The organism is Cupriavidus sp. SW-Y-13 (assembly GCF_009793345.1).
Classification (GTDB): domain Bacteria; phylum Pseudomonadota; class Gammaproteobacteria; order Burkholderiales; family Burkholderiaceae; genus Cupriavidus.
Genome location: NZ_WHLX01000001.1, coordinates 484,296 through 511,243, shown reverse-complemented (window position 1 = coordinate 511,243; position 26,948 = coordinate 484,296). Strand labels below are relative to the sequence as shown.

Sequence of the window (26,948 nt, the reverse complement as noted above, 5' to 3'; positions counted from 1 at the left end):
AGGTCAGTGCCGGCCGCTGCCGGCGGACGCGCCGTTGCCGTGGCGTCCGCTGGCGTGGCCAGCCATGTTGATGGCACATCGGATGGCTTCGATCATGCTGCCGTGCTCGGCCCGGCCGCTACCGGCCAGGTCGAGTGCGGTGCCATGGTCCACCGAGGTGCGGATGAATGGCAGGCCCAGCGTGACATTGACGCCGTGGCCGAACGTGCCGTATTTCAGGGGCGCAAGGCCCTGGTCGTGGTACATCGCCAGCACGCAGTCGGCATCGCGCAGATGGCGCGGCTGGAACAGCGTGTCGGCGGGATAGGGGCCGCGTGCATCGATATCGGCATCGGCCGCCAGCTGCAGCGCAGGCACGATGACATCGATTTCCTCGCGCCCCATATGGCCCGATTCGCCCGCATGCGGATTCAGGCCCGTCACCAGGATGCGCGGCCGGGCGATGCCGAAATGGCGGCGCAGGTCGTGGTCGACGATGCGCAGCGTATCGATCAGCATCGGCACCGTCAGCGCATCGGGCACGGCGCGCAGCGGCAGGTGGGTAGTGGCGAGCGCTACGCGCAGCATGGCGTTGTCATGCGCCGGCTGCGGACCCGCCAGCATCATCACCACGCGCGGTACGCCCGCCTGCTCGGCCAGGTATTCGGTATGGCCGGTGAACGGCACACCGGCATCGTTGATCGTACTTTTCTGAACAGGCGCCGTGATCATGGCCGCATAGCGGCCGTCGCGCAGTCCGTCGATGGCGGCATCGAGCAGCGCCAGCACGTAGCGTCCGTTGCGCGCATCGAGGTGACCCGGTTCGCAGGCCACGCCAAGCGCGATGTCCTCCACCACGACATGGCCCTCGGCGAGGCGTCGCTGCCAGGCATGGGCCACGCCCAGAGCTTCTGCACGCGCCATGAGCAGGCGTGCATCTCCAAGCACATGAAAGCGGAGGCTGCCTCCGTTGCCGCTCCCCGCCCCGTGACCGTTCCCGGCCAGCTGCAGCAGGGCACCGATGGTGATATCGGGGCCGATGCCGGCGGGCTCGCCGGTGGTGATCGCCAGGGCAGGCGTTGCGGTCAGAGAGGCAGGGTCGGGCATGGCAGGGGCCGGCGCATCAGCGCTGGCGGTTGATCCGGTATTCGACGTAGGCGGCGCTGCGCAGTTGGCGCACCCAGTCATCATAGGCGGCGCGCAGCTTCTGCTCGCGAACTTCCGCACGGGCGAAGTCGCGCTGCTTCTCCGACGATACTTCGGTCTCGCGACGGTTTTCCACCTGAATCAGGTGAACGCCAAACTGCGACACGACCGGCTCGGAAATCTCGCCCGGACGCAGCCGGTTCATCGCTTGCTCGAACTCCGGCACCAGCTCGCCAGGAGAAATCCAGCCCAGTTCGCCGCCCTGCTGGGCCGAGCCATCCTGTGAATAGCGGCGCGCCGCATCGGCAAAGTCGCCGCCGTGCGTGATCCGGTCGCGGATGGTGGACATCTGGCGCTTGGCCTCTGCCTCGGGCATGTTCGGGCCAGTGCGGATCAGGATGTGGCGCACCTGCGTCTGGGTGATGCGGTCGGCCGCGGCCTGCTGCGGCGCCGCGCCCATGCGCTTGGACGCCAGCTTCAGCACATGGAAGCCGTTGGCCGATTCCACTACCTCCGGCACTACGCTGCCCGGTTGCAGGTCGACCACGGCATTCGCGAATTGCGCCGGCAGGCGTCCAATTTCGCGGAAGCCCATCGAGCCGCCCTGCGCCGCTTCCGGCGCGTCCGAGTTGGCGCGGGCCAGCGCCGCGAAGTCGGCATTGCTGGCCTGTGCCTGCTTGAGCAGACCCTCGGCCTTGGCCTTGAGCTGCGCCTTCTGCGCCTCGGATGCGTCCTCGGGCACGCGCACCAGGATCTGCTGCACATCGAACTCCGTCGGGCCGGTCGCCGCGCCCTGGCCGCCGCGCGCAGCGATGAAGTTGTCGATCTCGCCGTCGTACACCTGCACCTTCGAGTCCACCTCACGCTCGCGCAGGCGGATCACCTGCACCTGCTTGCGCAGTTCGTCGCGATACTTGGTCCAGCTCATGCCGCTGGATTCCACACGCATGCGCAAGTCGCCAGCAGACATCTTGTTCTGCTGCGCCACCGATTCGATGGCGCGGTCCACTTCCTGATCCGTCACCTTGATGCCGGCATCCTGGGCAGCCTGCGTCTGCACACGCTCCATCACCAGGCGTTCGAGCACTTCGCCCAGCAGGTCCGCACGCGGCGGAACCTGGCGATTGGCCGTGCGCAACTGGTTCTCGATCTCGTCGGCACGGTCCAGCAGTTCACGGCGCGTGATCACACTGTTGTTGACGATGGCCACGACCTCGTCCACCAATTGCGAGCGTTTCTGGCCGGACTGCGGCTGCGGCACGCCCATCTGCGGCTGGCTCGGGGCAACGGTGTTCTGCGGCGCGGACGGCTGCATGAAGATGCCCTGTGTACGCGATCCGGAGCTGGAGCCCGGGGCACGCAACTGCGCGGCCGCCGGTGCGGCCAGTGTCACGAGGACAGCCGAAACCAGCAGGCGCTGCCAGGGGTTCAGGCGGGACAACACGGAGAAAGCTTGACGTTTCATCTTGGTCCGTCATTCATAGTGATCGTACGGTGTCGTAGGCACCGGCCGCGCGGTGGCAGGCTCGTAGCCCGGCACGTTGAGGCGCAGCATGTTCAGCGGGTTGGAACCCACTTTCGACAGCCCGCGGAATTCCACCTGCACAAAGAACCGGCCGGTGTATCCATTCGTGGTGTTGCGGAAGCGCTGGTAGACGAAACGTCCCACCCAGCAATCGGCCACATATTCCATGCCCGCCAGCGCATCCACAAGCTGGTTGGCAGACTGATCGTAGGCAACCCGGCCAATACCGTAGGTGCGCTGGGTAATCGGCCACTGGGCCGACATTTCCACCTGGTCGATGGCGGTATTGTCCGTGACCGACGTCGGGCGGCGATAGCGGTAGCCCACGTTCACCACCTTGCGCGATTCCGGACGCCACGCGAACGCCACGTTGGAGTAGTTGACGCGATTATCGTCGGGGTTCCACTGGATGCCCGCATCGAGATAGTAGCCACGGAACAACTGGATCGTCGTAGCGGCCAGCAGGTCCGAATAGCTCGGCTTGTTGTCCGTCAGCGTGCCGCCAATCTGCACGCGCTGGCCGGTGAAGTCGATCCGTTGCGCAATCGTGCCGCGGAAGCGCTCCACGCCGGTATCGGCTTCGATCAGGCGCGTGGTCAGGCCCGCCGTCAGCTTGTTGTTGTCCGCGATCCGGTCGTTACCGCTGAACGGGTTCTCGGTGAAAATCTGGCCGTAGCTGAAGTCCGACTGCACGGTGTCGAACAGCGGGAACTGGCTCTGGTCGCGGAACGGCGTGTAGACGTAGAACAGGCGCGGTTCAAGCGTCTGGGTATAGTTCACGCCGAACAACCGGCTGATGCCCGGCGCCTCGCGCTCGAACGTCATGCCGGAGTCCAGGCTGACCGTCGGGATGGCACGGCTCATCGTGTTCGCCGCGCCCGTCGTGTTCGTTCCCACGTCCATGTCGTACTGGGCCGCGTTGAAGATCACCTTCGGCGTCACGTACCAGCCCGGCCGGACGATGGGGTAGCTGATGGTCGGCTGGAAGTACGCGCGCGAACCTTCGGGCTGCTGAATGCCGGTCGACGTCAGCGGTATGCGGAACCGCGTGTAGTCGGTGTCGATCGAGACATCGAAACCGCCAAAATCATAGCGGGTGTACCTCGCGTTGAGCTGCGGTTCGCGTTCGTACGACGGCTCGCTGGGGCGTAGCGTCTGGAACTTCTGCACACGCGCCATGAACGTCCAGTAGTTCCAGCTATAGATCACGCCGCCTTCCTGCGTGTACTGGCGCAGGGTGGATTGCGAGACGGTGCGCGTCAGGTCGTCCGGATACTGGTCGTCCGATACCTTGCTCACGTTGGCGTACGCGGTCAGGCCCGGCAGTATCTGCTGGGAGTGCTGGAACGAATACGCCCAGCGATTCCGGCCTGCCTTCTTGTCGTCGGGCAGGAACTCGGCACGCAACCGGCCACTGTAGCCGTTGCCCAGATACCGGAAATCGCCACCCAGCTGCACGCCTCGCGACGACAGCAGACGCGGATAGATCGTCAGGTCGCGGTTTGGCGCAAGGTTGAAGTAGTACGGCACCGTCAGGTCGAGCCCCGACTTGGAGCTGTAGCCCATCAGCGGCGGCAGCACCCCGCTGCGGCGTTCGTCGTTCAGCGGGAACGAGAACGCCGGGGCACCCGCCACCGGCACGCCAAAGAAATGCAGCACGCCACCATAGGCCGTACCCACCTCGCGGTCGCTGTCGAGATCGAGCTTGGAGGCGCTGAAATACCAGTCCGCGTTGTCGGGCGAACAGGTCGTGTAGGTAGCCTTCTTAAGGGTACTGCGGTCCGGATCCAGGAAATCGATACGCTCGGCACTGCCGGCGCCGCCCGTCTGCTGGAAATAGTAATCCGGCGAGAGCATGTGGCCTTCGTTGGCCTGTATCCGCATCCGCGCCTCGGGGCCCACGGCCAGCGTACCGCTCTGCGACATCCGCACATTGCCCGTGGCATACGCCACGTCGGTGTCCTGGTCGTAGGTCAGCTTGTCGCCCTTGACCACGGCGCCGTCGCGGCGCAGTTCGGCGTTGCCCTCGAGTTCGACGCCTTTCTCGTTGTAGCCCGTCATCCGGTCACCGGAGATGTAGGCCGGCGCATCGGGATTGGCAGGTTTGGAACTCTGTGCCCCACCCAGCGGGCTGTTACCGGAGGTAGCAGCCTTCGGGGCTGGCTCGGCCAGGCGCGGCACCAGTTCACCTGATTCAGGCTGGGGCGCGGAGTCCGGTGCCCGCGTGAACGTCGGCGCGGAAAGATCGATGTCGGGGATCGCCGACGCCGCGCCATACTGGGCGTACGCGTGGACCGATAGGCCGGCCATGGCCAGCACGAGCGGCCGCAGGGCGCTGGCAGGCACGCGGACGCGCCGGGGCATTCCCTCTGGCGCGGGCGGTCGGGTGGCCGGATGATGCGGTGATCGTCGTTGTTCGGTCATGCAAACGGTTGTCGGTCGGCTCGGCAACGGGCGCGGGGCGGGACAGAAACAATGCGGTCCCGTACCCCGCCGGCCCAATGCCTGAGCGGGCTGCGGGGCACAAAGGCCCCTCCCGGGGGCCACCCGGCGCCCGGGTCTGGTCGGGTATTATACGGGGCATCCTATCCTCCCTTTCCGGCATGGCAGCACATATTGACGACCTGGGCCACGACCCACGCATCGAACAACTGAAATCGTGGGTAGCTGGCCTCGGCGACACATGGTCGATCGACCCGGCCTCGTGCGCCCCGGCATCCGCCGACGCGAGCTTCCGCCGCTATTTCCGCGTACGTACCGGAAACCCTGCGCACCCCACCGCCATCGTCATGGATGCGCCGCCGTCCCATGAGGATTGCCGCCCGTTCATCCACGTGGCGAAACTGTTCGGCGACGCCGGCGTGACCGTGCCCACCGTGCTGGCCCAGGACCTGGAACAGGGCTTCCTGCTGCTGGCCGATCTCGGCAACGAGACTTACCTGTCGCGCCTGGACGAGGCATCGGCCCGCCCGCTCTACGGCGACGCGGCCACGGCGCTGGTACGTATCCAGCTGGCGACGCGACCCGGCGAGCTGCCCGTCTACGACCGCGCCCTGCTGCAGCGCGAACTCGACCTGTTCCCCGAGTGGTACGTGGGCAAGCACCTCGGCGTGACACTCGACGCGCGCCAGCAGGCGGACCTGCGCGACGTCTTCGATGCGATCCTGGCCAACAACCTGGCCCAGCCGCAGGTCTACGTGCATCGCGACTACCACTCGCGCAACCTGATGGTGCTGCCAGAAAACGCCAGCGTGGGCGGCAATCCAGGCATCCTCGATTTCCAGGATGCCGTGATCGGCCCCATCACCTATGACGCCGTATCGCTCTGGCGCGACGCCTATATCGAGTGGGACGAAGAGCAGCAGCTCGACTGGTTGATCCGCTACTGGGAGCAGGCACGCCGCGCCGGCCTGCCCGTGGCCGCCGACTTCGGCGACTTCTATCGCGATTACGAGTGGATGGGCCTGCAGCGGCACCTCAAGGTGCTCGGCATATTTGCCCGCCTGTATCACCGCGACGGCAAGGACGGCTACCTGGCCAACCTGCCGCTGGTCCTCAAGTACACGCGCAACGTCGCCGGGCGGTATTCCGAGCTGCGCAAGCTCGTGCGCCTGCTCGATGCCCTGGAAGGCACCGACCGCCCCACCGGCCTGACGTTCTAGGCCGTGGGAAATCCATCTGACTCACCCGGAAACACCGAGATCACGCGCGGCGGCGAGTGGTGGGCCGGCGTACGCGCGCTGGCCCCGATGCTGCTGGGCGTGGTGCCATTCGGCCTGATCTATGGGGTGCTGGCAGTCAACGCTGGCATGCCCGCCTGGCTGGCCTGCGCGATGAGCGCCGTGGTGTTTGGCGGCGCCTCGCAGATGATCCTGACGCAGCTCTGGTCCGCCGGCACGCCGGCGCTGGTGGTCGCCTTCACCGTGGCGATGGTCAACCTGCGCCACGCACTGTACTCGGCCACGATCGCGCCATCGCTGGCACCGCTGCCGCGCCGCTGGAAGGCGCTGATCGCCTACCTGCTCACCGATGAAGCGTTTGCCGCGATGACGCGCCGGCTCGGCGATACCGGCCCGCGCGCGAAGTATCGCCACTGGTTCTATTTCGGCGCGGGCTTCTCGCTGTGGGCAAGCTGGCAGATTTCCACGCTGGCGGGCGTGCTCGTGGGCGCCCAGGTGCCGCGCGACTGGCCGCTCGATTTCTTCCTGCCACTGACGTTTATCGCGATCATCGTGCCGAACCTGAAACACCGCGCACAGGTGGCCGCTGCACTGGTCGCCACGGCGCTGGCCGTGGCCTGCTACGCCATGCCGCACAAGCTCGGCATCATGGCGGCAGCACTGGGCGGCATCGCCGCCGGCATGCTGCTGCTGGGTCGTGACCGCCACGGACGCGGCCAGCCCGCCAGCGCCAACCGGGAGCCTGCCGCATGAGCACGATGACACTGCTGTGGGTATTCATCGGTGCGGGCATGGCCACGTTTCTGATACGCCTGTCGTTCATTGCCGTGGAAGGCCGTGTGCGACTGCCCGCGTGGTTCCGCACTGCGCTGCAGTTCGTGCCAGCCGCGATGCTGTCGGCGCTGATCGCCCCCGACCTGCTGATGCGCGACGGCGCCCTGTACCTCAGCCCGCTGAATGCGCGCCTGGTGGCAGGCCTTGTGGCCATCGTCATTGCCGCGCGCACGCGCAGCGTGAGCTGGACGATCGCCGGCGGCATGGCCGCACTGATCGCCATGGAGACCCTGATTTGAAAGCGATGATTTTTGCCGCCGGACGCGGCGATCGCATGCGTCCGTTGACGGACACCACACCCAAGCCGCTGCTGCCCGTGGGCGGCAAACCCCTGATCGTCTGGCAGATCGAGGCATTGGCCCGCGCCGGCGTGGCCGACATCGTCATCAACCACGCGTGGCTCGGTGCCCAGCTGGAATCCGCGCTGGGCGATGGTGCGCAGTTCGGCGTGCGCATCCACTGGTCCGCCGAAGGCACGGCGCTGGAGACCGCCGGGGGCATCGCACAGGCCCTGCCGTTGCTGGCTGCCGACGAGGGCGATGGCATCTTCCTGGCCGTCTCGGGCGACATCTTCTGCGATTTCGACTACCGCACGCTGCTGTCGCGCGCACGGGACATGACCGGTGCGGAGCGCCCCGGGATGCACCTTGTCATGGTGCCCAATCCGCCCTTTCACCCGCGCGGAGATTTCGTGCTGCGGGCGGATGGCAGGCTGGCGCTGCCCGATGTCGATGGGAAGGCCAATGGCGAGGCACTGACCTTCGGCAATATCGGCCTGTACGACACGCGATTGTTCCGCGATATCTTGCCCGGCCAGAAGGTGGCGATGACACCGTACTACCGCGCAGCGATTGCCGACGGCCGCGCCAGCGGCGAGCGTTTCGACGGCCGCTGGGAAAACGTGGGCACCCCCGAGCAACTGGCCTCGCTCGACCGTGCATTGCGCGCCTGAAGCCCTCCGGGGTGCCGGTTTGCCCACATGCCAGGCACGCACGGCGAGCCGACGGGTTTAGAATCGGCACATTCCCTCAACAGACCTGTTCCGGCCTCCCGCCGGCATTCCTCCATGTCCGCACACGAATCCGCTGATTTCGCAGTTTCCGGCGCGTGCCGCGACCGCCGTGCCCGCGTGCTGCAACACCTGCGCCGCAACGGCGGCGGCGTGGCCATCGTGCCGACCGCGCCGGAAGCCATGCGCAACCGCGACAGCGACTATCCGTACCGGCACGACAGCTATTTCTATTACCTGACCGGCTTCACCGAGCCCGAGGCCGTGCTGGTGCTGGTGGCGGGCGCACCGGGCGACACTGGCGAGCAGGGCCGCGACCGCAGCATCCTGTTCTGCCGCCCCAAGCACGAGGAACGCGAGATCTGGGACGGTTTCCGCTACGGTCCCGAGGGTGCGCTCGCCGCGTTTGGATTCGACGAGGCCTATTCGGTCGAAGAGATCGACAAGCTGCTGCCGCCGCTGCTTGCCAATCGCGCGCAGCTCGCCTATCCGCTGGCCGCGAATACCGAGATCGACATCAACGTGCGCCGCTGGCTCGATGCGGTGCGCATGCAGGGCCGCGCCGGTGTCTCGGCACCTTCGGTCGCCGTCGATGTGCGCACGCTGCTCGACGAGATGCGCCTGTTCAAGGATGCCGGCGAAGTGGCCACCATGCGCCGCGCCGCCGAGATCTCCGCCCAGGCCCACGTGCGCGCCATGCAGACGTCCCGCGCCGGCCTGCGCGAGTACCACCTCGAAGCCGAGCTGCTGTATGAATTTCGTCGTCACGGCGCGCAGAGCGTGGCGTACAACTCGATCGTCGCCACGGGCGCCAATGCCTGCGTGCTGCACTACCGCGCCGGCCCGGCGGAACTGCGCGACGGCGACCTGTGCCTGATCGATGCGGGCTGCGAGTTCGATGGCTACGCATCGGACATCACGCGCACGTTCCCGGTCTCGGGACGCTTCACGCCGGCCCAGCGCGAACTGTACGACCTCGTGCTGGCCGCGCAGGAAGCGGCCATTGCCGAGACGCGCGCCGGCGTGCCGTACAACGTGCCGCACGACGCGGCCGTGAAGGTGCTGGCGCAGGGCATGCTCGATACGGGCCTGCTCGACCGCAACAAGGAAGGCACGCTCGACGACGTGCTGGCCAGCGGCAGCTATCGCCGCTTCTACATGCACCGCACGGGCCACTGGCTCGGCATGGACGTGCACGATGTGGGCGAGTACCGCGTGCCCGGCCCATTGCCTGCCGGCCAGGAAGGCGAGCGCCCGTGGCGCCCGCTGGAGGCCGGCATGGTGTTGACCATCGAGCCGGGCATCTATGTGCGCCCGGCCGAAGACGTGCCCGAGCGCTACTGGCATATCGGCATCCGTATCGAGGATGACGCCGTGGTGACGGCGGGCGAATGTGAACTGATCACGCGCGGGGTGCCTGTGAAGGCAGACGAAATCGAGGCACTGATGCGCGGCAACGGAGGACCGTCGCGATGAAGGCATTGTTGAGCAAACTGTTCGGTGTGGGGACCACGCGGCATCGCAGCACCGTGCAACACGTGGACCCGAACGAACCGTTCGTCGTGAACCTGCATGACGACCGCGTGGTCGTGCATCGCCCCGATGGTCAGCGCGAGGAACTGGCATGGGACGCACTGGAGCGCGTGGTCATCCGCGTCTCGGACCGCGAACCCTGGGCTGGCAAGCCGTGGCTGATCCTGGCCGGCGACGCCGAAAGCCAGCAGGGCTGCGTGGTGCCGATGGCCGCGGCAAACTTTGACGCGCTGCTGCAGCGACTGCGGCAACTGCCCGGTTTCCACGAGCAGAAATTAGAGAACGCGCTGCGCGATGCCGAGGTCGGCAAGAAGCGCACCGACGCAAATCTCTGGAAGCGCGGCGAAGCGGCACAAGCCGAGACCGCGCCGGCACAGGAGGCAGCCAGCCATGACACAGCAGGGCAACCCTGATCTGCAAGGTAGCGCGGCGGCAACAGCGGCGCCGCGCGACATCGTCATCGTCGGCAGTGGCCCCGTGGGGCTGGCCCTGGCCGGGCAACTGCTGCGCTGCACGCCGTTCCGCATCACGCTGATCGATGCCGCCACGCCCGCACGCGCGGCGCGCGATCCGCGTGCCATTGCGCTGTCGCACGGCAGCCGCCAGTTGCTGGAACAGATTGGCGCATGGCCGGTGCCGGCGCAGGCCATCGAACACATCCACGTTTCGCAGCGGGGGCGCTTTGGCCACCTGAAACTGCACCGCGACGACTACGACGTGCCCGCGCTCGGCTACGTGGTCAAGTATGGCGACCTGTGCCAGACGCTGGAACGTGCGCTGGCTCGCGCGGCCGACGCGGCACCGGGTCGTCTGGAACGCGTGTTCGAAACCCGCATCGACAATATCGAACCCGATGGCGACGACGCCGTCACCCTGACCGGCACAGCCCACGCCGATCACGATGGCCTGCCGGTGCGTTACGCCGCCCGGCTGGCGATTCAGGCCGAGGGGGGTCTGTTCCATCAGCAGGCCCAGCGGCTGGCGCGGGGCACCGAAACCACGCGGCGGCGCGACTATGGTCAGACGGCCATCATCGGCCATGTGACGTGTACACAGCCGCAGCCCGGATGGGCCTGGGAGCGATTCACCGAGGAAGGTCCGCTGGCCCTTCTGCCGCATGAGGAACATGGCGCTTCGGGCTACGCGCTGGTGTGGTGTTGCGCGCCGGAAGAGGCACAGCGGCGACTGGCACTGTCAGATGAGGAGTTTGCCGAGGAACTGGGCCGCGCCTTTGGCACACGCATGGGCCGTTTCGCGCTCGCCGGCAAGCGCCACGCCTTCCCGCTCGGCCTGAACGCGGCACCTGTGACGGTCAGTGACCGGGTTGTCGCGGTCGGCAATGCGGCGCAGACGTTGCATCCGGTGGCCGGCCAAGGTCTGAATCTGGGATTGCGCGATGCCTTCGCGCTGGCCGATTCCCTGCGCGCCGGCTGCACGCCCGAAGCTTTGCAGGCGTTTGCCAGCCGTCATCGTGTAGATCGGGCCATGACCATCGGTATCACGGACTTTCTGCCGCGCGTATTCGGCGTGGGCGGGCCGCTTGCTGCGCATGCACGCGGTGCATCGCTGGCCGCTTTGGCCTGTCTGGCGCCGATCAAGCACTCGTTGGCGCGCCACATGATGTTTGGCGCGCGCCGCTAGGCACCGTTCGACGGTCGTTAGACGGCCGCCTCCATGATATTTGCTCATTTATTGAGCAATAGCGCCGGATTAGCGGTAAAATCCCGGCCTCGCACATGACCCCGACTTGGCCGGCCCACAGGGCCGGCAGGGGCATGTTTTCGCTCCCCATTCGCCTGTCACTCAGGTCCAACGCCCCCGCCCGACACCGTGCAGATCGGTCCGCATACCCTTCGAAACAACCTTTTTGTCGCCCCGATGGCCGGGGTGACCGACCGGCCATTCCGGCAGCTGTGCAAGCAGCTCGGGGCGGGTTACGCGGTGTCGGAGATGGTGGCGTCCAATGCACAGCTCTGGAAGAGCGAGAAGACCATGCGCCGCGCCAATCACGCCGGCGAGGTGGAACCGATCTCCGTGCAGATTGCCGGCGCGGAGCCATCGATGATGGCCGAGGCGGCCCGCTACAACGTGGATCGCGGCGCGCAGATCATCGATATCAACATGGGCTGCCCGGCGAAGAAGGTCTGCAACGTGGCGGCCGGTTCCGCGCTGCTGCAGAACGAGCCGCTCGTGGTGCGCATCGTCGAAGCCGTGGTGGGCGCCGTGGGCGACCGCGTGCCGGTTACGCTGAAGATCCGCACCGGCTGGGACCGCGAGCACAAGAATGCCCCGCGCGTGGCACGCATGGCTGAGGATGCCGGTATCAGCATGCTGACGATCCACGGCCGCACGCGCGCCGACCTGTACCACGGCGACGCCGAGTACGAGACCATCGCCGCCGTGAAGGCCGCGCTGAAGATCCCGGTGGTGGCCAACGGCGATATCACGACGCCGCAGAAAGCCAAGCATGTGCTGGCCGTGACCGGCGCCGATGCCATCATGATCGGCCGTGCCGCACAGGGCCGCCCGTGGCTGTTCCGCGAGATCGAGCACTACCTGAAGACGGGCGAACTGCTGCCATCGCCCGAGGTGGCCGAGATCCGCGCGATCATGAACCACCACCTGGAAGATCACTACGCGTTCTACGGCGAATTCACGGGCGTGCGCACCGCGCGCAAGCACATCGCCTGGTACACGCGGGGGCTGAAGGGCGCGAATCTGTTCCGGCACAAGATGAACACGCTGGAAACTACCGTCGCGCAACTGGAAGCGGTCAACGCGTTCTTCGACGAACAGGCGGCGATTTCCGATCGACTGATCTATATCGACGAGAATGCCGGTGATAGCGCGGGCGCGACGGACGAAGAAAAAGAACTGAACAACAACAAGAAACGGGAACTGCTTGCCGCATGAGCCGCAATGCCATCGACCAATGTATCCGGGACAGCCTGGATACGTACTTTCGCGACCTGGACGGCGAAGAGCCGTCCAACATGTACAACATGGTGCTGGAGGCCGTCGAGCGGCCCCTGCTGGAAGCCGTGATGCTGCGCGCCGAGCGCAACCAGTCACTGGCGGCCGCATATCTCGGCATCAACCGCAACACCCTCCGCAAGAAGTTGCAGCAACACGGATTACTTTGAAGCGTCTCCCCCAGCCATGATCAAGCAAGCACTCCTCTCCGTTTCCGACAAGACCGGCATCGTCGAATTCGCGCGTGAACTGAACGCGCTCGGCGTCACGCTGCTTTCCACCGGCGGCACCGCCAAGCTGCTGGCCGATGCCGGCCTGCCGGTCACGGAAGTGGCCGACTACACCGGCTTCCCTGAAATGCTCGACGGCCGCGTGAAGACGCTGCACCCGAAGGTCCACGGCGGCATTCTGGCCCGCCGCGACCTGCCCGAGCACATGGCTGCCCTGGCCGAGCACAAGATCCCGACGATCGACCTGCTGGTGGTGAACCTGTACCCGTTCCAGCAGACCGTGGCCAAGGATGACTGCACGCTGCCGGACGCCATCGAGAACATCGACATCGGCGGCCCGACCATGCTGCGCTCGGCGGCCAAGAACCACCGCGACGTGACCGTGATTGTCGATCCCGTCGACTACGCCGTGGTGCTCGACGAAATGCGCGCCAACGCCAACAGCGTGGGCTACGACACCAACTTCCGCCTGGCCACCAAGGTGTTCGCGCACACGGCCCAGTACGACGGCGCGATCACCAACTACCTGACCAGCCTCGGCGCCGACAAGTCGCACCAGGGCCGCAGCAGCTACCCGCAGACCCTGAACCTGGCCTTCGAGAAGGTGCAGGAAATGCGCTACGGCGAGAACCCGCACCAGTCGGCCGCCTTCTATCGCGACCTCAAGGCTGTGGACGGTGCACTGGCCAACTACGTGCAACTGCAGGGCAAGGAACTGTCGTACAACAACATCGCCGATGCGGACGCCGCATGGGAATGCGTGAAGTCGTTCGAATCCACCGCCGGCGCCGCGTGCGTGATCATCAAGCACGCCAACCCGTGCGGCGTGGCCATTGGCGCCAATGCGCTGGAAGCCTACGACAAGGCGTTCAAGACCGATTCGACTTCGGCCTTCGGCGGCATCATCGCCTTCAACGTGGAACTGGACGAAGCCGCTGCACAAGCCGTGGCGAAGCAGTTCGTGGAAGTGCTGATCGCCCCGTCGTTCAGCACCGCTGCGCGCAACGTGTTTGCGGCCAAGCAGAACGTGCGCCTGCTGGAAATCCCGCTCGGCCGTGGCATGAACCAGTATGACCTGAAGCGCGTGGGCGGTGGCCTGCTGGTGCAGGGTCCGGATGCACGCAACGTGCAGCCGTCCGAACTCCGCGTGGTGACGCGCCGCCATCCGACGCCGAAGGAAATGGACGATCTGATGTTCGCCTGGCGCGTGGCCAAGTTCGTGAAGTCGAACGCCATCGTATTCTGCGGCAACGGCATGACGCTCGGCGTCGGCGCCGGCCAGATGAGCCGCGTGGACTCGGCACGTATTGCCAGCATCAAGGCACAGAACGCCGGCCTGACGCTGGCCGGTTCGGCCGTGGCATCGGATGCGTTCTTCCCGTTCCGTGACGGTCTGGACGTGGTGGTGGATGCGGGCGCCAGCGTGGTGATCCAGCCGGGCGGCTCGATGCGCGACGACGAAGTGATCGCCGCTGCGGACGAGCGCGGGATTGCGATGGTGCTGACTGGCACGCGGCATTTCCGGCATTAAGACGTAGGCAAGGTCCGGCGCGCTGGCGCTGGACACGCCTGCCCTCTCCCCCGGCCCCTCTCCCGCTTGCGGGAGAGGGGAGCAAACCAAAGGGAGAGGGAGCCCCTCTCGCGGCGTAATCCTCTACACTACGCCCATCCTCTTCCCTCCCCCGCTTCATGCGTATCCTCGGTATCGATCCCGGTTTGCGGACCACTGGCTTTGGCGTGCTGGAGAAGCACGGCAACAAGCTGGCCTATGTGGCATCCGGCACGATCCGCAGCAATGGCGATGAAAGCCTGCCGGAGCGTCTGAAGACGCTCTATGACGGGATTGCCGAGGTGGCGCGCACCTATGCGCCGGACTGCGCGGCTATCGAGAAGGTGTTCGTCAACGTCAATCCGCAATCGACACTGATGCTCGGCCAGGCGCGCGGCGCTGCGATCTGCGGACTCGTCGGGCAGGGCCTGCCGGTCTTCGAGTACACCGCACTGCAACTGAAGGTGGCCGTGGTCGGCTATGGGCGCGCCAACAAGGAGCAGGTGCAGGAAATGGTGATGCGCTTGCTGGCGCTGTCGGGACGCCCGAGCAGTGATGCGGCCGATGCGCTCGGCGTGGCAATCTGCCATGCCAACGGCAGCAACACACTCGGCACGCTGGCCGGGATGGCGCCTGAACTGGCCCGCAAGGGCATGCGCGTCAGGCGCGGACGGCTGGTGGGCTGACCGCGGCTCAGGCTGACGGGCGGGGCTACAATCGGGCCCTTGACCATGCAGGAAGCCCCCGGATGTCGTCTCTTTCGTCTCTCTTCTCGCTTCGTCTTTCACTGGCCCTCGCGACTACCGCACTGATTGCCGGTTGCGCCACGGCTCCGCAAGCACCACGCACCGTTGCCCCAGCAGCCCCCACTCCTGTCTCTCCACCTACTGCCGCCGAGCCGGCCCCGAAGCCCCTTGTCATCGGCCATCGTGGCGCCAGTGCGCTGCGGCCCGAGCACACGCTGGCCTCGTACCAGAAGGCCATCGACGATGGTGCCGACATCATCGAGCCCGATCTCGTCGCCACGAAGGATGGGGTACTGGTGGCGCGCCACGAGAACGACATCACGGGCACGACCAACGTGGCCGAACTGCCGCAATTCGCAGACCGCCGCCGCATCAAGGTCATCGACGGCGAACGGATCGACGGCTGGTTCACCGAAGACTTCACCCTTGCCGAGTTGAAGTCGATGCGCGCGCGGGAACGCATCCCGAAGCTGCGCCCCTACAACGCCAAGCTCGACGGCCAGTTCGAAGTCCCCACGTTCGACGAGATCCTCAAACTCGTGGAACAGGCGGCTGCCCGGCGTGGCAGCCCGATTGGCATCTATCCCGAACTGAAACATCCAAGCTACTTCCGCGGCATCGGCCTGCCGCTCGAAGAAAAACTCGCCGCAGCGCTGCAGGGCAATGCCTATGCGAAGACCGCGCCGGTGTACGTGCAATCGTTCGAAGTCGGCCCGCTGCGTACGATGAAGCGATTGCTTGGCACGTCGATGCCGAACCTCAGGGTCGTGCAGTTGATCGGCAATCCGCGCAATCGTCCCGCTGACTGGCGACTGGCGGGCGACAGCCGCACCTATGCGTCGATGCTGACGCCGCTGGGCCTGCGCGAAGTGGCCACATATGCCAACGGCATCGGCCCCGAGAAAAGCCTGGTCATTCCGCGCGACGCACAAGGCAACCTCGCCGCGCCCACGGCGCTGGTCACGCATGCGCACGCGGCCGGGCTTATCGTGCATCCCTACACGTTCCGCCCCGAGAACAGTTTCCTGCCGAAATCCCTGCGCGCGCCCGGCGGCGATGCCACGCGCAACCCGGCCGGCATGGAGCGCGAAGTACAGGCATTCGCGGCAGCCGGGGTGGATGGCTTCTTCACGGATGACCCCGCGCTGGGCCGCAAGGCCATCGACGGACGATAACCCCCGCAAGGCGCGCTACAGATACCAGATACACTTGCGGCCAATCTTTCCTTTGTACCCATCATGATCGGACGCATCGCCGGCACCCTGCTTGAGAAGAACCCCCCGCATCTGCTGGTCGACTGCCACGGCGTCGGCTACGAGATCGATGTGCCGATGAGCACGTTCTACAACCTGCCCGCCGTCGGACAGCCCGTGACGCTGCTCACGCAGCAGATCATCCGCGAGGACGCGCACCTGCTGTTCGGCTTCGGCACGGCTACCGAGCGCAACACCTTCCGCGAACTGATCAAGATCACCGGCATCGGCGCGCGCATGGCGCTGGCCGTGTTGTCAGGTCTGTCAGTGCCGGAATTGGCGCAGGCGATCACGATGCAGGAAACGGGTCGGCTGACCAAGATCCCCGGCATCGGCAAGAAGACAGCCGAACGGCTGCTGCTCGAACTGAAAGGCAAGCTCGGTGCGGAACTGGGCCATGCGCCGGGTGCGACGCCGGTGTCCGACAACGCGTCCGATATCCTCAACGCCCTGCTGGCACTCGGCTACTCCGAGAAAGAGGCGGCACTGGCCGTCAAGCAGGTGCCTGCGGGCACGGGCGTGTCCGAAGGCATCAAGCTCGCGCTCAAGGCACTGTCCAAGGGTTGATGGCCGGAATCCGCCGCGCCCGCAGCGTAGAATGGCGCCATCCCGCATCTGACTTGCCATGATCGAAACCGATAAGCTGACCGGTGACCGCCCGCCCGAGCGCGTCATTGCCGCCACCCCCGCCTCGAAACAGGAAGAGGCGTTCGAGCGCGCCCTGCGTCCGAAGCTGCTCGACGAGTACGTGGGCCAGGAGAAAGTGCGCGGCCAGCTCGACATCTTCATGCACGCGGCCCGCAAGCGCCAGGAGGCGCTGGACCACGTGCTGCTGTTCGGCCCGCCGGGCCTTGGCAAGACCACGCTGGCCCACATCGTCGCCCGCGAAATGGGCGTGAACCTGCGCCAGACCTCCGGCCCGGTGCTGGAGCGTCCGGGTGACCTGGCCGCCCTGCTGACCAACCTCGAAGCCAACGACGTCCTCTTCATCGACGAAATCCATCGCCTGTCCCCGGTGGTGGAGGAAATCCTGTACCCGGCGCTGGAGGACTACCAGATCGACATCATGATCGGAGAAGGCCCTGCGGCCCGCTCCGTGAAGCTCGACCTGCAGCCGTTCACGCTGGTGGGCGCCACCACCCGCGCGGGCATGCTGACCAATCCGCTGCGCGATCGCTTTGGTATCGTGGCGCGGCTGGAGTTCTACACGCCCGAAGAACTGTCGCGCATCGTGACGCGCTCGGCGCATCTGCTCAACGCCGTGATCGAACCGGCCGGCGCACTGGAAATCGCGCGCCGCGCCCGGGGCACGCCCCGTATCGCCAACCGCCTGCTGCGCCGCGTGCGCGACTACGCCGAGGTGAAAAGCGACGGCACCATCACGCGCGAACTGGCCGATGCCGCGCTGGCGATGCTCGACGTGGACACGGTCGGTTTCGACCTGATGGACCGCAAGCTGCTGGAAGCCGTGCTGCACAAGTTCGATGGTGGCCCGGTGGGCGTGGACAACCTGGCCGCCGCCATCGGCGAGGCCCGCGACACCATCGAGGATGTGCTGGAGCCGTACATGATCCAGCAGGGATACCTGCAGCGCACGCCGCGCGGACGGGTGGCCACGGCGGCGGCCTATCGCCACTTCGGGCTGCCCTCGCCCCAGTCGTCACGCGACGGCGAGATTTTCGACGCCCCCTGAGGCGGTCTTGCATGCTGCCGGGTGGGCCGGCAGCCTACTGCTGCGCGCGCAGAATCCCCCATTTAAACGTTTTCGGGAACCATTAGAAATTTTTTCGAAGTGGATTGCCCCGCTATGCCCGCTTGTCCACAATGACTGCACCCGTTTTTACAAAAACGCGCCATGCGCGATAAGGACAGTCATGAAACAGCGAGCCAGCCGTAGTCTCTCCATGCTTTCCGCCGCAGCCTGCCTGGCCTTCACCATGGCCGGTGCTGCCCACGCGCAAAAACCGTCGACGACACCCGCGCCAATCGGCATCGCCGAAGAGGCCGTAGTCAGCGGCAAGGTCGTGGAAGTCGATCCGGACGCCAAGGGCATCCTCGTGCAGGGTCCGCGCGGCAACCTGGTGGCGCTGGTGGCGGGCGACGAAGCCAAGAACATCGGCAATGTCAAGAAGGGCGATATCGTCACGCTGACACGTGCTGCCGCCGTGGTCGCCGGGGTGGAGCCAGTGGGCAGCAAGGACACGGCCCTCATGGAACAGGTGGAGCGCACCTCCCGCGCCGCCGAAGGCGGCAAACCCGGCGTGATGCGCGAGATCACCACCACGGTGACCGCCGAGATCACCAACGTGGACGCTGCCAAGCGCACCATCACCTTCCGTGGCCCGCGCGAGACCCTGCGCACCGTCAAGGTCAGGGACCCCAATATCGATCTGGCCGGCATCAAGAAGGGCCAGATGGCCAAGATCGTCGTGAAGGAAGTCGTGGCCATCACCGTCAAGTCACCGAACGCCAGCTGATCCGCATGACGTGGCGGCCGGTTGCCGCCGACGCAGCACTTGTCCCACAGAGGAGAACAGGAAAATGGATCGACGTCAGTTTGTGACCCGCGTCGCCGGGTCGGGCCTGCTTGTGGCCACCGCCGGCTTTGCCGCCGGCTGCACGACCACGGGTCCCAGCACACCCACGGATGTAGCGGCGCGGCGCAAGGAGATCGATGAAGGCGCCGACGGCGCGCTGAACCGCCTCTACGCTTCGACGAGCAGTGCGAGGGATCTCGGCAACCGGGCACAGGGCATTCTGGTATTCCCGCGCGTGCTGGCAGGTGGCCTCGTGATCGGAGGCGAGTATGGCGATGGCGCGTTGCGCAGCAAGGGCGCGACGCAGGGCTACTACCGCACGATCTCGGGCACCATCGGCCTGACGGCTGGCGGCCAGTCGCGCTCGGTCATCATCATGTTCATGACACCGGAGGCGTACAACAAGTTCGTGCAGTCCAAGGGCTGGACCATTGGCGCAGATGCCAGCGTGGCCCTGGCCAAGATCGGTGCCAATGGCACCATCGACACCGTCACCATGCAGCAGCCGGTCATCGCCTTCGTGCAGACCAACGCGGGCCTGATGTTCGATGTGTCGCTGAACGGCTCGAAGATCAGCAAGCTCGATCTCTAGTCCCGTCGCCCTGCGGGGCAGCCTTGTGCAAGCGAAATCGCCCGGCTCCGGCCGGGCGTTCTGTTTTGGGCACGACCGTGGCGACGCGCTCGTGGCGCCACTGGCATAATCGCCCGACACAACCGCCAGACACACGCCCCGCTCCCGCCCATGCCCCCATCCCCCGCCGCTCCACAGCCCGGCCCGCACACTGCCCCACATATCGGCCGGACCTATCGCTACTACGACCTCGTCATGGTGGCCTTCGTGACGGTGCTGCTGTGTTCGAACCTGATCGGGGCGGCCAAGGCCGCGCAGGTCACGCTGCCGGTGATCGGCCCCGTGACGTTCGGCGCTGGCGTGCTGTTCTTTCCCGTCTCGTACATCTTTGGCGACGTGCTGACCGAGGTGTATGGCTATGGCCGCGACCGGCGCGTGGTGTGGGCCGGCTTTGCCGCCCTGGCGTTTGCCACGTTCATGGCGTTCGTGGTGCTGCGCATGCCGGTGGCGCCATTCATGATCGACTACCAGAAGAGCCTGGAGGATGTGTTCGGCAATACCTGGCGCATCGCCCTCGGCTCGCTGATCGCCTTCTGCTGCGGCAGCTTCACCAACAGCTATGTGCTGGCCAAGATGAAGTTGTGGTCGGGCGGGCGCTGGCTGTGGACGCGCACCATCGGATCGACACTGGCCGGTGAACTGGTCGACTCCTCGCTGTTCTACGTGATTGCCTTCTACGGCATCTGGCCGCTGGAGAAAGTCATCCAGGTGGCCGTGGCGCAGTACGTGCTGAAGACGGGCTGGGAGGTGGTCATGACGCCCGTGACCTACAAGGTGGTGGCGTTCCTGAAGCGTGCCGAGAACGAGGACTGGTACGACAGGAATACCAACTTCACCCCGTTCCGCCTGAAGGTCTGAGCCCGCGTTGCCCTGAGTTTCAGGGCACGCGCCGGTCTACCTCGTCGAGTGTCAGCGCTTCCAGATGGCTGACATCGGCCCATTGCAGCACCGTCAGTGTGGCGCTGTCGCAGCGCATGCGGTTGATGCTGGCATTGAGCAGCTCATGCTCGCGCGGCGCTTCGATCGTCATGCCCGTGGCTTCGCGATAGAGGCAGTCGAGCACGCCGCCGTGCGCCACCATCGCAATCCGCTCGCCGGGGTGCCGACGGGCCAGGGCCAGCGCGATTTCCACCGCCCGATCCTGGAACTCCCGTAGCGATTCACCACCCGGCGGCGCATAGTCGGGCACGCGCGCCTGCCAGTTCGCGAAATCCTCGGGCCGCTTCTCGGCGACCTCGGCGTAGGTCATCGTCTGCAAGTCGCCGTAGTGACGTTCCCGCAGCCGCGGCTCCGTGCGCACGGTCAGTCCGAGTGCCTGCGCCAGCGGCGCCGCGGTTTCCATCGCCCGGCCCAGGTCGCTCGAATACACGGCATCGATCGGCTCGCCCGACAACGCGCCGGCCAGCGCCAGCGCCTGAGCGCGGCCCGTGTCGTTGAGCGGAATATCGACCTGGCCCTGCAAACGGCGTTCGCGGTTCCAGGCCGTCTCGCCATGGCGGATGACGATCAGGTGGGTGTAGGCCAGCGTTTGCGGGCCAGAGCTTTGCGACATGCCGATTCCTTGGGGGGCGACGGACGGCGGTCCTGAGAATTATTTGATGAGACGCGGGTTGAGCGTGTACGTGCCGGTATAGCTGGCCTCGGCCAGCACGTGACCCTGGATAGCCTCGCGCACATCGGCGCCAGTGAACTTGCCTTCCACGGGCACGCTGTCGATATCGAGCGCATACACCGTGAACACGTAGCGATGGACGATCGCGTCGTTCCACGGCGGGCACGGGCCGTCGTAGCCGAAGTAGTCGCCCTTCATGTCGTCGTGGTTGGCAAACCAGCCCGTGTAGTCGTTCGTACCGTGGCGCAGGCCGCCAGCAGTGGCCGTACCGACCAGTGCCTCGGGTCCGGGCTTGCCGCGCGCGATCACGCCGTCGCTATGCGTACCAGCCGAGATCGTGGTCAGGCCCGGGGGGATATCGACCAGCACCCAGTGGAAGAAATCCAGGCGCGGCAACGATTCCGGCACCTCGCGGTCTTCCTGGTTCACATCGTCGCCACGGCTCGGCACGTCGGGATCGTGGGCGAGCAACACGAAAGAGCGCGTGCCTGCGGGTACGTCATCCCAATGCAAATCGGGGTTGCGGTTGGTCGACAGCGTCACGTGATTGGCCGCGTCGGGCACGCAGAACGCGAACTCGCCCGGAATGGGCGCGTTGTCGGCAAAAGCCTTGCTCCAGAGTTTCATGTGGATCTCCTTCGACTTGGATTCGTTTGGCGATCAGGTTGCAGCGGGTCAGGCACTTGCGTCCTGGCGCGTCCGCAATCTCACGCCGTAGCGGCAGGGGGTGCGCGCAGCCAGAACGTCACCGGGCCGTCATTAGTCAGGCTGACCTGCATCATCGCGCCGAATTCCCCGGTCTGGACATCGGGATGTGCGGCACGGGCGCGGGCCACGAAATGATCGTACAGGCGACGACCGTCTTCGGGCGAGGCCGCCGGCGTAAAACTCGGCCGCGTCCCACTGTTCGTGTCAGCGGCCAGCGTGAACTGGGACACCACGAGCAGTCCGCCCGCCTTGCCCTGCCCGTCAATGTTCTGCACCGGCAGGTTCATCTTGCCGGCTGCGTCGGAAAACACGCGATAGCCCAGCATCTTGGCCAACAGGCGCTCGGCCTGCGCCTCGGTGTCGCCACGCTCGGCGCACACCAGGGCCAGCAGGCCCGCACCGATCTCGCCGGTCGTCCGGCCTTCCACGGTCACGCGCGCCTGCGTCACACGCTGGATCAGGGCGATCATCGCGCCCCTCAGGCCAGAGTCACACGTGCAAAGCGGCGCTTGCCGACCTGCACCACATACGTCCCCGCCGCCACCTTGACGGATTTGTCCGCAACGGTGGCGCCGTCGATCTTCACGCCGCCCTGCTCGATATTGCGGTTTGCCTCGGAGGTAGACGGCACAAGGTTGGCCTGCTTGAGCAACTGGGCGATGGCTATCGGCGCACCTTCCAGGCTCACGGCCGGAATGTCGTCCGGAATACCGCCACGGGCGCGATGGTTGAATGCTTCCAGCGCGCTCTCGGCATCAGCCTGGCTGTGGAAACGCGCCACGATCTCTTGCGCCAGCAGCACCTTGCAATCGCGCGGATTGCGGCCCGCGGCGATTTCCTGCTTCATCAGGTCGATCTCGGCCAGCGGGCGGAACGACAGCAACGTGAAGTATTGCCACATCAAGTCGTCCGAGATGCTCATGAGCTTGCCGAACATCTCGTTCGGCGCTTCGGTCACGCCGATGTAGTTGTTCTTGGACTTCGACATCTTCTCGACGCCGTCCAGTCCTACCAGCAGCGGCATGGTCAGGATGCACTGCGATTCCTGCCCGTACTCCTTCTGCAATTCGCGACCTACCAGCAGGTTGAACTTCTGGTCCGTGCCGCCCATCTCCAGGTCCGCCTTCAGTGCCACCGAGTCGTAGCCCTGCATCAGCGGATACAGGAACTCGTGGACCGAAATCGGCACACCGGAACGGAAACGCTTGGTGAAATCGTCGCGCTCCATCATGCGCGCCACGGTGTACTTGGCAGCGAGCTGGATCATGCCGCGTGCGCCCAGCGGATCACACCACTCGCTGTTGTAGCGGATTTCCGTTTTCGCGGGATCGAGTACCAGGCTGGCCTGCTTGTAGTAGGTGGTGGCGTTGGCCTCGATCTGCTCGCGGGTCAGCGGCGGCCGCGTGGAATTGCGCCCCGAGGGATCGCCAATCGTCGACGTGAAATCACCGATGAGAAAGATCACCTGGTGCCCCAGGTCCTGCAACTGGCGCAGCTTGTTCAGCACCACGGTATGGCCCAGGTGGATGTCGGGCGCGGTGGGGTCGAGTCCCAGCTTGATGCGCAGCGGCACACCAGTGGCCTCGCTCCGGGCCAGCTTCTGGAGCCATTCGGCCTCGACCAGAAGCTCGTCGCAGCCGCGCTTGGTGATCTCCAGTGCGCGCATCACGGACGGCGTAAGTGGATAGTTGGCCACGGCGGCCGGCTTCACTTCAGTCATGGGTAAGTCTTTGAAATCTTTAGGAAAAAGGCTACGGATGACAGATTTTCATCTGATATACTTCGCAGCTTCTCGTCCGACAACAGTCGTCGGCGGTCACCCGGAAGGGTGGCAAACAGACAATACCCGCACCGCACCTCGGGGGAGGATGGCAGACGAAACAAATCGTCGCGGTAGGGCCTGCCAATTCGGAAAGCTTGAATTCTACGTGATGTGGTCTAATCTCCGCGATGTTTTCGCGCGGCAACTGGTAGTCCTGGTTGATCCGACGAATCCCCAGCATACGCGCCGCCGCAAGCAGTTGACCGTCGCCGTCGGCACGGTTTTTACGCTTGGCATGGCGGCGGCGATGGGCGTTGCCCCCCGCAACGCATTCGATGATCCGCTCGCCCCGCGAGTCGAACATACCCTGCGCATGCCCGACGTGCATGAGCAACTCGAACAGCTGACCGAGGCGAGCGACGCGGGCGTCTACGTACAGCAGGAACGCATGCAGCGCGGCGATACCATCGGCTCCCTGCTGCGCCGGCTCGGCGTGGACGATCCCGATGCGCAAGCGTTTATCGTCAAGAACCCTACCGCCCGCAGCCTGTTCGACCTGAACCCCGGCCAGGCGGTGCAGGCCGAGATCGACAGCAGCAATCTGCTGGTTTCGCTGCAAGCCAACCTCGGCGGCGACGCAGGCAGTTCGCGCGAACTCGTGATCGAGCGCGTGGCGCCTAAAAAGGAAGGCGGCGATTTCACGTACAAGGCGCGCATCGAGGCAGTCGACAACGACCTGCACTACGAAATGGCGTCCGGCGCAATCGACGCCACCGGTTTCTTCAAGTCGATGGACAGCGCGAGCGTGCCTGACGAAGTGGTCAACCAGATGATCTCGATCTTCTCGGGTGTCATCGACTTCCACCACGACATCGCCCGTGGCGACCGTTTCCGCATCGTCTACGAAGCCGGCTTTCGCGATGGCGCATTCGTTCGCAATGGCCGTGTCGTGGCCATCGAACTGATCAACCGCAACACGCTGTACCAGGCACTCTGGTACGCACCGAAGGACGGTACGCCGGGCGCCTACTACACGTTCGATGGGCGCAGCATGAAGCGTCCGTTCCTGCGTTCGCCAGTAGAGTTCTCGCGCGTATCGTCAGGGTTCGGCGGGCGCGACCACCCGCTTCACCATCAGTGGAAGCAGCACAAGGGCGTGGATTTCGCCGCGCCGCAGGGCACCAAGGTGATCGCCACGGCCGATGCCACGGTGGAGTTCGCCGGGCAGCAGAACGGCTACGGCAACATCGTCGTGCTCAAGCATGCCAACGGCTACTCGACCTTTTATGCGCACCTGTCGCGCTTTGCCGGACTACGCGAAGGCCAGCATGTGTCGCAAGGCCAACTGATCGGCTATGTCGGTTCGACGGGCTGGGCCACTGGGCCGCACCTGCACTATGAGTTCCGCTACAACGACGTTCCGCAGAATCCGCTGACGACGACGTTGATGGAAGCGCCGACCCTGACCGGCAAGTCGCGCGCGGACTTCCTGACCTACACCAGTGCCACGCTGAGCCGCATCAACATGCTCCGCACCTACAATGTACTGACCGCCAGCAACTGAGCTTCGACCGAAACCGATATCCATGCCCCCGGTGCCTACTGATTGTTTCATTGGCCTGATGTCAGGCACCAGCATGGACGGCGCGGACGGCGTCCTCGTCGATTTCACGGCGGCGCAGCCGGTGGTGCTGGCTGCGGCTCACCTGCCATTCCCGGACAGCCTGCGTGAAGCCTTCGCAGCGCTGCAACAACCTGGCGAAGACGAGATTCATCGTGAAGCCATGGCCGCCAATGGTCTGGCGCGCGTCTACGCTGCGTGCGTGGAAGCCTTGTTGCGTGAGTCCGATATCAACGCCAGCCAGGTGGTTGCGATCGGCGCACACGGCCAGACCATCCGGCATCGTCCCGGACTCTATGACGGAACGGGCTACACCCGACAGACCCAACATCCTGCCCTGCTGGCGGAACTGACCGACATCGATGTCGTCGCGGACTTCCGCAGTCGCGATATCGCCGCAGGAGGACAAGGTGCACCGCTCGTTCCCGCCGTCCACGCGGCGCTATTTGGCGCGCGCGATGAGACCCGCGTGGTCTGCAATATCGGGGGCATCTCGAATATCAGCATCCTGCCCGCCGCGAATACCGGCCGGCCTGTGACCGGCTTCGACTGCGGACCGGGCAATGCACTGCTCGATGACTGGGTGCAACGTCATCGCGGCGAGCCATTCGACGATCGCGGCGCCTGGGGTGCCACAGGCAGCGTCGACGAGGCGCTGCTGACGCGACTGCTGACCGAACCCTATTTCCACGCCCCGCCACCCAAGAGTACCGGCCGCGACCTGTTCCACCCGGGCTGGCTGCAGGCGGTGCTGGAAAGCCTGCCAAGCCCGCTGCCGGCGGCCGATGTGCAAGCCACGCTGGCCACGCTGACGGCTACGGCTATTGCGCGTGACGTGCAGACTTGCGCGCCAGATGCCCAACGGCTGATTGTTTGTGGTGGCGGTGCGTACAACGAGGCGTTGCTCGGCAATCTTGGACAGTTACTGCCGGGCGTGACGGTGGAGACTTCGGACGCGTATGGCGTGCCGGTTTCCCAGGTGGAAGCGCTGGCGTTTGCATGGTTCGCCCGCCAGTGCGTGCACCGTGCGCCCGGCAATGTACCGACCGTGACGGGGGCAGCCGGACCGCGCGTGCTGGGCGCGATCTATCCGCGCTGAGCGCGTCAGGGGTTCTGCGGAAGAAAAAAGCGCACCGTAGGGTGCGCTTTTTTTTATGGCGAGACGTCTGGCGTCAGACCGAGAACGACGAGCCGCAACCACAGGTGGTCGAGGCATTCGGGTTCTTGATCACGAACTGGGCGCCGTTGATGTCTTCCTTGTAGTCGATCTCGGCGCCAATCAGGTACTGGTAGCTCATCGAGTCGATCAACAGGGTGACACCGTTCTTGTTCATCTGGGTGTCGTCTTCATTCACGTCTTCGTCGAACGTGAAGCCATACTGGAAGCCGGAGCAACCGCCGCCCTGCACGAACACGCGCAGCTTCAATTCGGCGTTGCCCTCTTCCTCGATCAATTGCTTGACCTTGTCGGCCGCGCTGTCAGTAAAGACGAACGGTGCCGGCACATCTTCGGTAACGGGTGCCTCTGCGACTGCGTTCATGGGGAATTCTCCTGGTTAGGTACGCCCGTATTCTAAGCGCTACTCTGAAATCGTGCCGAAACCCCTTGATTTCAAGGGC

At 65.5% G+C, this 26,948-nt stretch carries 27 protein-coding genes; 19 read left to right on the top strand and 8 right to left on the bottom strand.

Annotated elements, in window-relative coordinates; genetic code table 11:
• Positions 1–3 precede the first annotated feature (3 nt).
• Genes pdxA through lptD form a run of 3 tightly spaced genes read right to left on the bottom strand, consistent with a single transcriptional unit; the run spans position 4 to position 5,074 of the window.
• The gene (gene pdxA, locus GA566_RS02375) at positions 4–1,086 is read right to left on the bottom strand and encodes a 4-hydroxythreonine-4-phosphate dehydrogenase PdxA (RefSeq protein ID WP_137924954.1); all 1,083 of its coding nucleotides are present in this window, start codon (positions 1,084–1,086) and stop codon (positions 4–6) included.
• A 16-nt stretch (positions 1,087–1,102) separates the two neighbouring features.
• The gene (locus tag GA566_RS02370; protein WP_137924953.1) at positions 1,103–2,590 is read right to left on the bottom strand and encodes a peptidylprolyl isomerase; all 1,488 of its coding nucleotides are present in this window, start codon (positions 2,588–2,590) and stop codon (positions 1,103–1,105) included.
• A 9-nt stretch (positions 2,591–2,599) separates the two neighbouring features.
• Positions 2,600–5,074: an LPS-assembly protein LptD gene (gene lptD / locus GA566_RS02365; RefSeq protein WP_160471469.1), complete on the bottom strand. Its 2,475-nt coding sequence runs from the start codon at positions 5,072–5,074 to the stop codon at positions 2,600–2,602.
• 179 nt (positions 5,075–5,253) lie between these two features.
• On the opposite strand from lptD, the gene GA566_RS02360 reads away from it, so the two are divergent.
• The 17 genes from GA566_RS02360 to GA566_RS02280 all read left to right on the top strand — a co-directional run bounded on the left by GA566_RS02360 (position 5,254) and on the right by GA566_RS02280 (position 20,483).
• The gene (locus GA566_RS02360; protein WP_137924951.1) at positions 5,254–6,312 is read left to right on the top strand and encodes an aminoglycoside phosphotransferase family protein; all 1,059 of its coding nucleotides are present in this window, start codon (positions 5,254–5,256) and stop codon (positions 6,310–6,312) included.
• Positions 6,313–6,399: 87 nt separating this feature from the next.
• Positions 6,400–7,083 carry an AzlC family ABC transporter permease gene (locus GA566_RS02355; protein ID WP_202126727.1) on the top strand — a complete coding sequence of 228 codons (684 nt, stop codon included), beginning with the start codon at positions 6,400–6,402 and terminating at the stop codon, positions 7,081–7,083.
• Positions 7,080–7,403 carry an AzlD domain-containing protein gene (locus GA566_RS02350; protein ID WP_160471465.1) on the top strand — a complete coding sequence of 108 codons (324 nt, stop codon included), beginning with the start codon at positions 7,080–7,082 and terminating at the stop codon, positions 7,401–7,403. The genes GA566_RS02355 and GA566_RS02350 overlap by 4 nt, the downstream gene beginning before the upstream one ends.
• The gene (gene murU / locus GA566_RS02345) at positions 7,400–8,116 is read left to right on the top strand and encodes an N-acetylmuramate alpha-1-phosphate uridylyltransferase MurU (protein ID WP_160471463.1); all 717 of its coding nucleotides are present in this window, start codon (positions 7,400–7,402) and stop codon (positions 8,114–8,116) included. The genes GA566_RS02350 and murU overlap by 4 nt, the downstream gene beginning before the upstream one ends.
• Before the next feature lie 114 nt (positions 8,117–8,230).
• Entirely contained in the window at positions 8,231–9,649 is a 1,419-nt protein-coding gene (locus GA566_RS02340; protein ID WP_137924947.1) for an aminopeptidase P N-terminal domain-containing protein, read from the top strand.
• On the top strand, positions 9,646–10,119 hold the full coding sequence (locus tag GA566_RS02335) for a hypothetical protein (RefSeq protein ID WP_160471461.1): 474 nt from the start codon (positions 9,646–9,648) through the stop codon (positions 10,117–10,119). Before GA566_RS02340 ends, GA566_RS02335 begins: the two co-directional genes overlap by 4 nt.
• The gene (locus GA566_RS02330) at positions 10,097–11,347 is read left to right on the top strand and encodes a UbiH/UbiF/VisC/COQ6 family ubiquinone biosynthesis hydroxylase (RefSeq protein ID WP_160471460.1); all 1,251 of its coding nucleotides are present in this window, start codon (positions 10,097–10,099) and stop codon (positions 11,345–11,347) included. Before GA566_RS02335 ends, GA566_RS02330 begins: the two co-directional genes overlap by 23 nt.
• A 189-nt stretch (positions 11,348–11,536) precedes the next feature.
• The gene (gene dusB, locus GA566_RS02325; protein ID WP_160471458.1) at positions 11,537–12,619 is read left to right on the top strand and encodes a tRNA dihydrouridine synthase DusB; all 1,083 of its coding nucleotides are present in this window, start codon (positions 11,537–11,539) and stop codon (positions 12,617–12,619) included.
• Complete coding sequence (locus tag GA566_RS02320; protein WP_066739474.1) at positions 12,616–12,849, top strand: Fis family transcriptional regulator; 234 nt, start codon at positions 12,616–12,618, stop codon at positions 12,847–12,849. The genes dusB and GA566_RS02320 overlap by 4 nt, the downstream gene beginning before the upstream one ends.
• Before the next feature lie 16 nt (positions 12,850–12,865).
• The gene (purH, locus tag GA566_RS02315; protein WP_137924943.1) at positions 12,866–14,440 is read left to right on the top strand and encodes a bifunctional phosphoribosylaminoimidazolecarboxamide formyltransferase/IMP cyclohydrolase; all 1,575 of its coding nucleotides are present in this window, start codon (positions 12,866–12,868) and stop codon (positions 14,438–14,440) included.
• Between the two features lie 158 nt (positions 14,441–14,598).
• Positions 14,599–15,144 carry a crossover junction endodeoxyribonuclease RuvC gene (gene ruvC / locus GA566_RS02310; protein ID WP_160471456.1) on the top strand — a complete coding sequence of 182 codons (546 nt, stop codon included), beginning with the start codon at positions 14,599–14,601 and terminating at the stop codon, positions 15,142–15,144.
• A 62-nt stretch (positions 15,145–15,206) separates the two neighbouring features.
• Complete coding sequence (locus GA566_RS02305; RefSeq protein ID WP_160471455.1) at positions 15,207–16,379, top strand: glycerophosphodiester phosphodiesterase; 1,173 nt, start codon at positions 15,207–15,209, stop codon at positions 16,377–16,379.
• A gap of 63 nt (positions 16,380–16,442) precedes the next feature.
• Complete coding sequence (gene ruvA / locus GA566_RS02300) at positions 16,443–17,024, top strand: Holliday junction branch migration protein RuvA (protein ID WP_160471453.1); 582 nt, start codon at positions 16,443–16,445, stop codon at positions 17,022–17,024.
• Between the two features lie 58 nt (positions 17,025–17,082).
• The gene (ruvB, locus tag GA566_RS02295; protein WP_137924939.1) at positions 17,083–18,150 is read left to right on the top strand and encodes a Holliday junction branch migration DNA helicase RuvB; all 1,068 of its coding nucleotides are present in this window, start codon (positions 17,083–17,085) and stop codon (positions 18,148–18,150) included.
• Positions 18,151–18,331: 181 nt separating this feature from the next.
• Positions 18,332–18,934 (top strand): hypothetical protein, encoded by a 603-nt coding sequence (locus tag GA566_RS02290; protein WP_137924938.1) that lies wholly within the window; start codon positions 18,332–18,334, stop codon positions 18,932–18,934.
• Positions 18,935–18,998: 64 nt separating this feature from the next.
• On the top strand, positions 18,999–19,586 hold the full coding sequence (locus tag GA566_RS02285; RefSeq protein ID WP_137924937.1) for a YSC84-related protein: 588 nt from the start codon (positions 18,999–19,001) through the stop codon (positions 19,584–19,586).
• 150 nt (positions 19,587–19,736) lie between these two features.
• Positions 19,737–20,483 carry a queuosine precursor transporter gene (locus GA566_RS02280; protein ID WP_160471451.1) on the top strand — a complete coding sequence of 249 codons (747 nt, stop codon included), beginning with the start codon at positions 19,737–19,739 and terminating at the stop codon, positions 20,481–20,483.
• 19 nt (positions 20,484–20,502) lie between these two features.
• Here GA566_RS02280 and GA566_RS02275 read toward each other — a convergent pair whose 3' ends face one another.
• The 4 genes from GA566_RS02275 to tyrS all read right to left on the bottom strand — a co-directional run bounded on the left by GA566_RS02275 (position 20,503) and on the right by tyrS (position 23,665).
• A complete protein-coding gene (locus tag GA566_RS02275; RefSeq protein ID WP_137924141.1) occupies positions 20,503–21,177 on the bottom strand; it encodes a histidine phosphatase family protein in 675 nt (224 codons plus the stop codon).
• Positions 21,178–21,216: 39 nt separating this feature from the next.
• Entirely contained in the window at positions 21,217–21,864 is a 648-nt protein-coding gene (locus GA566_RS02270; RefSeq protein ID WP_137924140.1) for a YbhB/YbcL family Raf kinase inhibitor-like protein, read from the bottom strand.
• An 80-nt stretch (positions 21,865–21,944) separates the two neighbouring features.
• Complete coding sequence (dtd, locus tag GA566_RS02265; RefSeq protein ID WP_160471449.1) at positions 21,945–22,415, bottom strand: D-aminoacyl-tRNA deacylase; 471 nt, start codon at positions 22,413–22,415, stop codon at positions 21,945–21,947.
• An 8-nt stretch (positions 22,416–22,423) separates the two neighbouring features.
• Entirely contained in the window at positions 22,424–23,665 is a 1,242-nt protein-coding gene (gene tyrS, locus GA566_RS02260; protein ID WP_160471448.1) for a tyrosine--tRNA ligase, read from the bottom strand.
• Between the two features lie 211 nt (positions 23,666–23,876).
• On the opposite strand from tyrS, the gene GA566_RS02255 reads away from it, so the two are divergent.
• Both GA566_RS02255 and GA566_RS02250 read left to right on the top strand, forming a co-directional pair.
• The gene (locus GA566_RS02255; protein WP_137924137.1) at positions 23,877–25,271 is read left to right on the top strand and encodes a M23 family metallopeptidase; all 1,395 of its coding nucleotides are present in this window, start codon (positions 23,877–23,879) and stop codon (positions 25,269–25,271) included.
• 22 nt (positions 25,272–25,293) lie between these two features.
• On the top strand, positions 25,294–26,427 hold the full coding sequence (locus GA566_RS02250) for an anhydro-N-acetylmuramic acid kinase (RefSeq protein ID WP_160471446.1): 1,134 nt from the start codon (positions 25,294–25,296) through the stop codon (positions 26,425–26,427).
• Positions 26,428–26,500: 73 nt separating this feature from the next.
• Here GA566_RS02250 and erpA read toward each other — a convergent pair whose 3' ends face one another.
• On the bottom strand, positions 26,501–26,869 hold the full coding sequence (erpA, locus tag GA566_RS02245) for an iron-sulfur cluster insertion protein ErpA (protein WP_137924135.1): 369 nt from the start codon (positions 26,867–26,869) through the stop codon (positions 26,501–26,503).
• Between the last annotated feature and the right edge of the window lie 79 nt (positions 26,870–26,948).

Excerpts from the sequence above, each read along its gene's own strand:
- pdxA (WP_137924954.1), bottom strand. The coding sequence starts at position 1,086 with ATGCCCGACCCTGCCTCTCTGACCGCAACGCCTGCCCTGGCGATCACC.
- GA566_RS02370 (WP_137924953.1), bottom strand. The coding sequence starts at position 2,590 with ATGAAACGTCAAGCTTTCTCCGTGTTGTCCCGCCTGAACCCCTGGCAG.
- lptD (WP_160471469.1), bottom strand. The coding sequence starts at position 5,074 with ATGACCGAACAACGACGATCACCGCATCATCCGGCCACCCGACCGCCC.
- GA566_RS02360 (WP_137924951.1), top strand. The coding sequence starts at position 5,254 with ATGGCAGCACATATTGACGACCTGGGCCACGACCCACGCATCGAACAA.
- GA566_RS02355 (WP_202126727.1), top strand. The coding sequence starts at position 6,400 with ATGCTGCTGGGCGTGGTGCCATTCGGCCTGATCTATGGGGTGCTGGCA.
- GA566_RS02350 (WP_160471465.1), top strand. The coding sequence starts at position 7,080 with ATGAGCACGATGACACTGCTGTGGGTATTCATCGGTGCGGGCATGGCC.
- GA566_RS02340 (WP_137924947.1), top strand. The coding sequence starts at position 8,231 with ATGTCCGCACACGAATCCGCTGATTTCGCAGTTTCCGGCGCGTGCCGC.
- GA566_RS02335 (WP_160471461.1), top strand. The coding sequence starts at position 9,646 with ATGAAGGCATTGTTGAGCAAACTGTTCGGTGTGGGGACCACGCGGCAT.
- GA566_RS02330 (WP_160471460.1), top strand. The coding sequence starts at position 10,097 with ATGACACAGCAGGGCAACCCTGATCTGCAAGGTAGCGCGGCGGCAACA.
- GA566_RS02320 (WP_066739474.1), top strand. The coding sequence starts at position 12,616 with ATGAGCCGCAATGCCATCGACCAATGTATCCGGGACAGCCTGGATACG.
- purH (WP_137924943.1), top strand. The coding sequence starts at position 12,866 with ATGATCAAGCAAGCACTCCTCTCCGTTTCCGACAAGACCGGCATCGTC.
- ruvC (WP_160471456.1), top strand. The coding sequence starts at position 14,599 with ATGCGTATCCTCGGTATCGATCCCGGTTTGCGGACCACTGGCTTTGGC.
- GA566_RS02305 (WP_160471455.1), top strand. The coding sequence starts at position 15,207 with ATGTCGTCTCTTTCGTCTCTCTTCTCGCTTCGTCTTTCACTGGCCCTC.
- ruvA (WP_160471453.1), top strand. The coding sequence starts at position 16,443 with ATGATCGGACGCATCGCCGGCACCCTGCTTGAGAAGAACCCCCCGCAT.
- ruvB (WP_137924939.1), top strand. The coding sequence starts at position 17,083 with ATGATCGAAACCGATAAGCTGACCGGTGACCGCCCGCCCGAGCGCGTC.
- GA566_RS02290 (WP_137924938.1), top strand. The coding sequence starts at position 18,332 with ATGAAACAGCGAGCCAGCCGTAGTCTCTCCATGCTTTCCGCCGCAGCC.
- GA566_RS02285 (WP_137924937.1), top strand. The coding sequence starts at position 18,999 with ATGGATCGACGTCAGTTTGTGACCCGCGTCGCCGGGTCGGGCCTGCTT.
- GA566_RS02280 (WP_160471451.1), top strand. The coding sequence starts at position 19,737 with ATGCCCCCATCCCCCGCCGCTCCACAGCCCGGCCCGCACACTGCCCCA.
- GA566_RS02275 (WP_137924141.1), bottom strand. The coding sequence starts at position 21,177 with ATGTCGCAAAGCTCTGGCCCGCAAACGCTGGCCTACACCCACCTGATC.
- GA566_RS02270 (WP_137924140.1), bottom strand. The coding sequence starts at position 21,864 with ATGAAACTCTGGAGCAAGGCTTTTGCCGACAACGCGCCCATTCCGGGC.
- dtd (WP_160471449.1), bottom strand. The coding sequence starts at position 22,415 with ATGATCGCCCTGATCCAGCGTGTGACGCAGGCGCGCGTGACCGTGGAA.
- tyrS (WP_160471448.1), bottom strand. The coding sequence starts at position 23,665 with ATGACTGAAGTGAAGCCGGCCGCCGTGGCCAACTATCCACTTACGCCG.
- GA566_RS02255 (WP_137924137.1), top strand. The coding sequence starts at position 23,877 with ATGTGGTCTAATCTCCGCGATGTTTTCGCGCGGCAACTGGTAGTCCTG.
- GA566_RS02250 (WP_160471446.1), top strand. The coding sequence starts at position 25,294 with ATGCCCCCGGTGCCTACTGATTGTTTCATTGGCCTGATGTCAGGCACC.
- erpA (WP_137924135.1), bottom strand. The coding sequence starts at position 26,869 with ATGAACGCAGTCGCAGAGGCACCCGTTACCGAAGATGTGCCGGCACCG.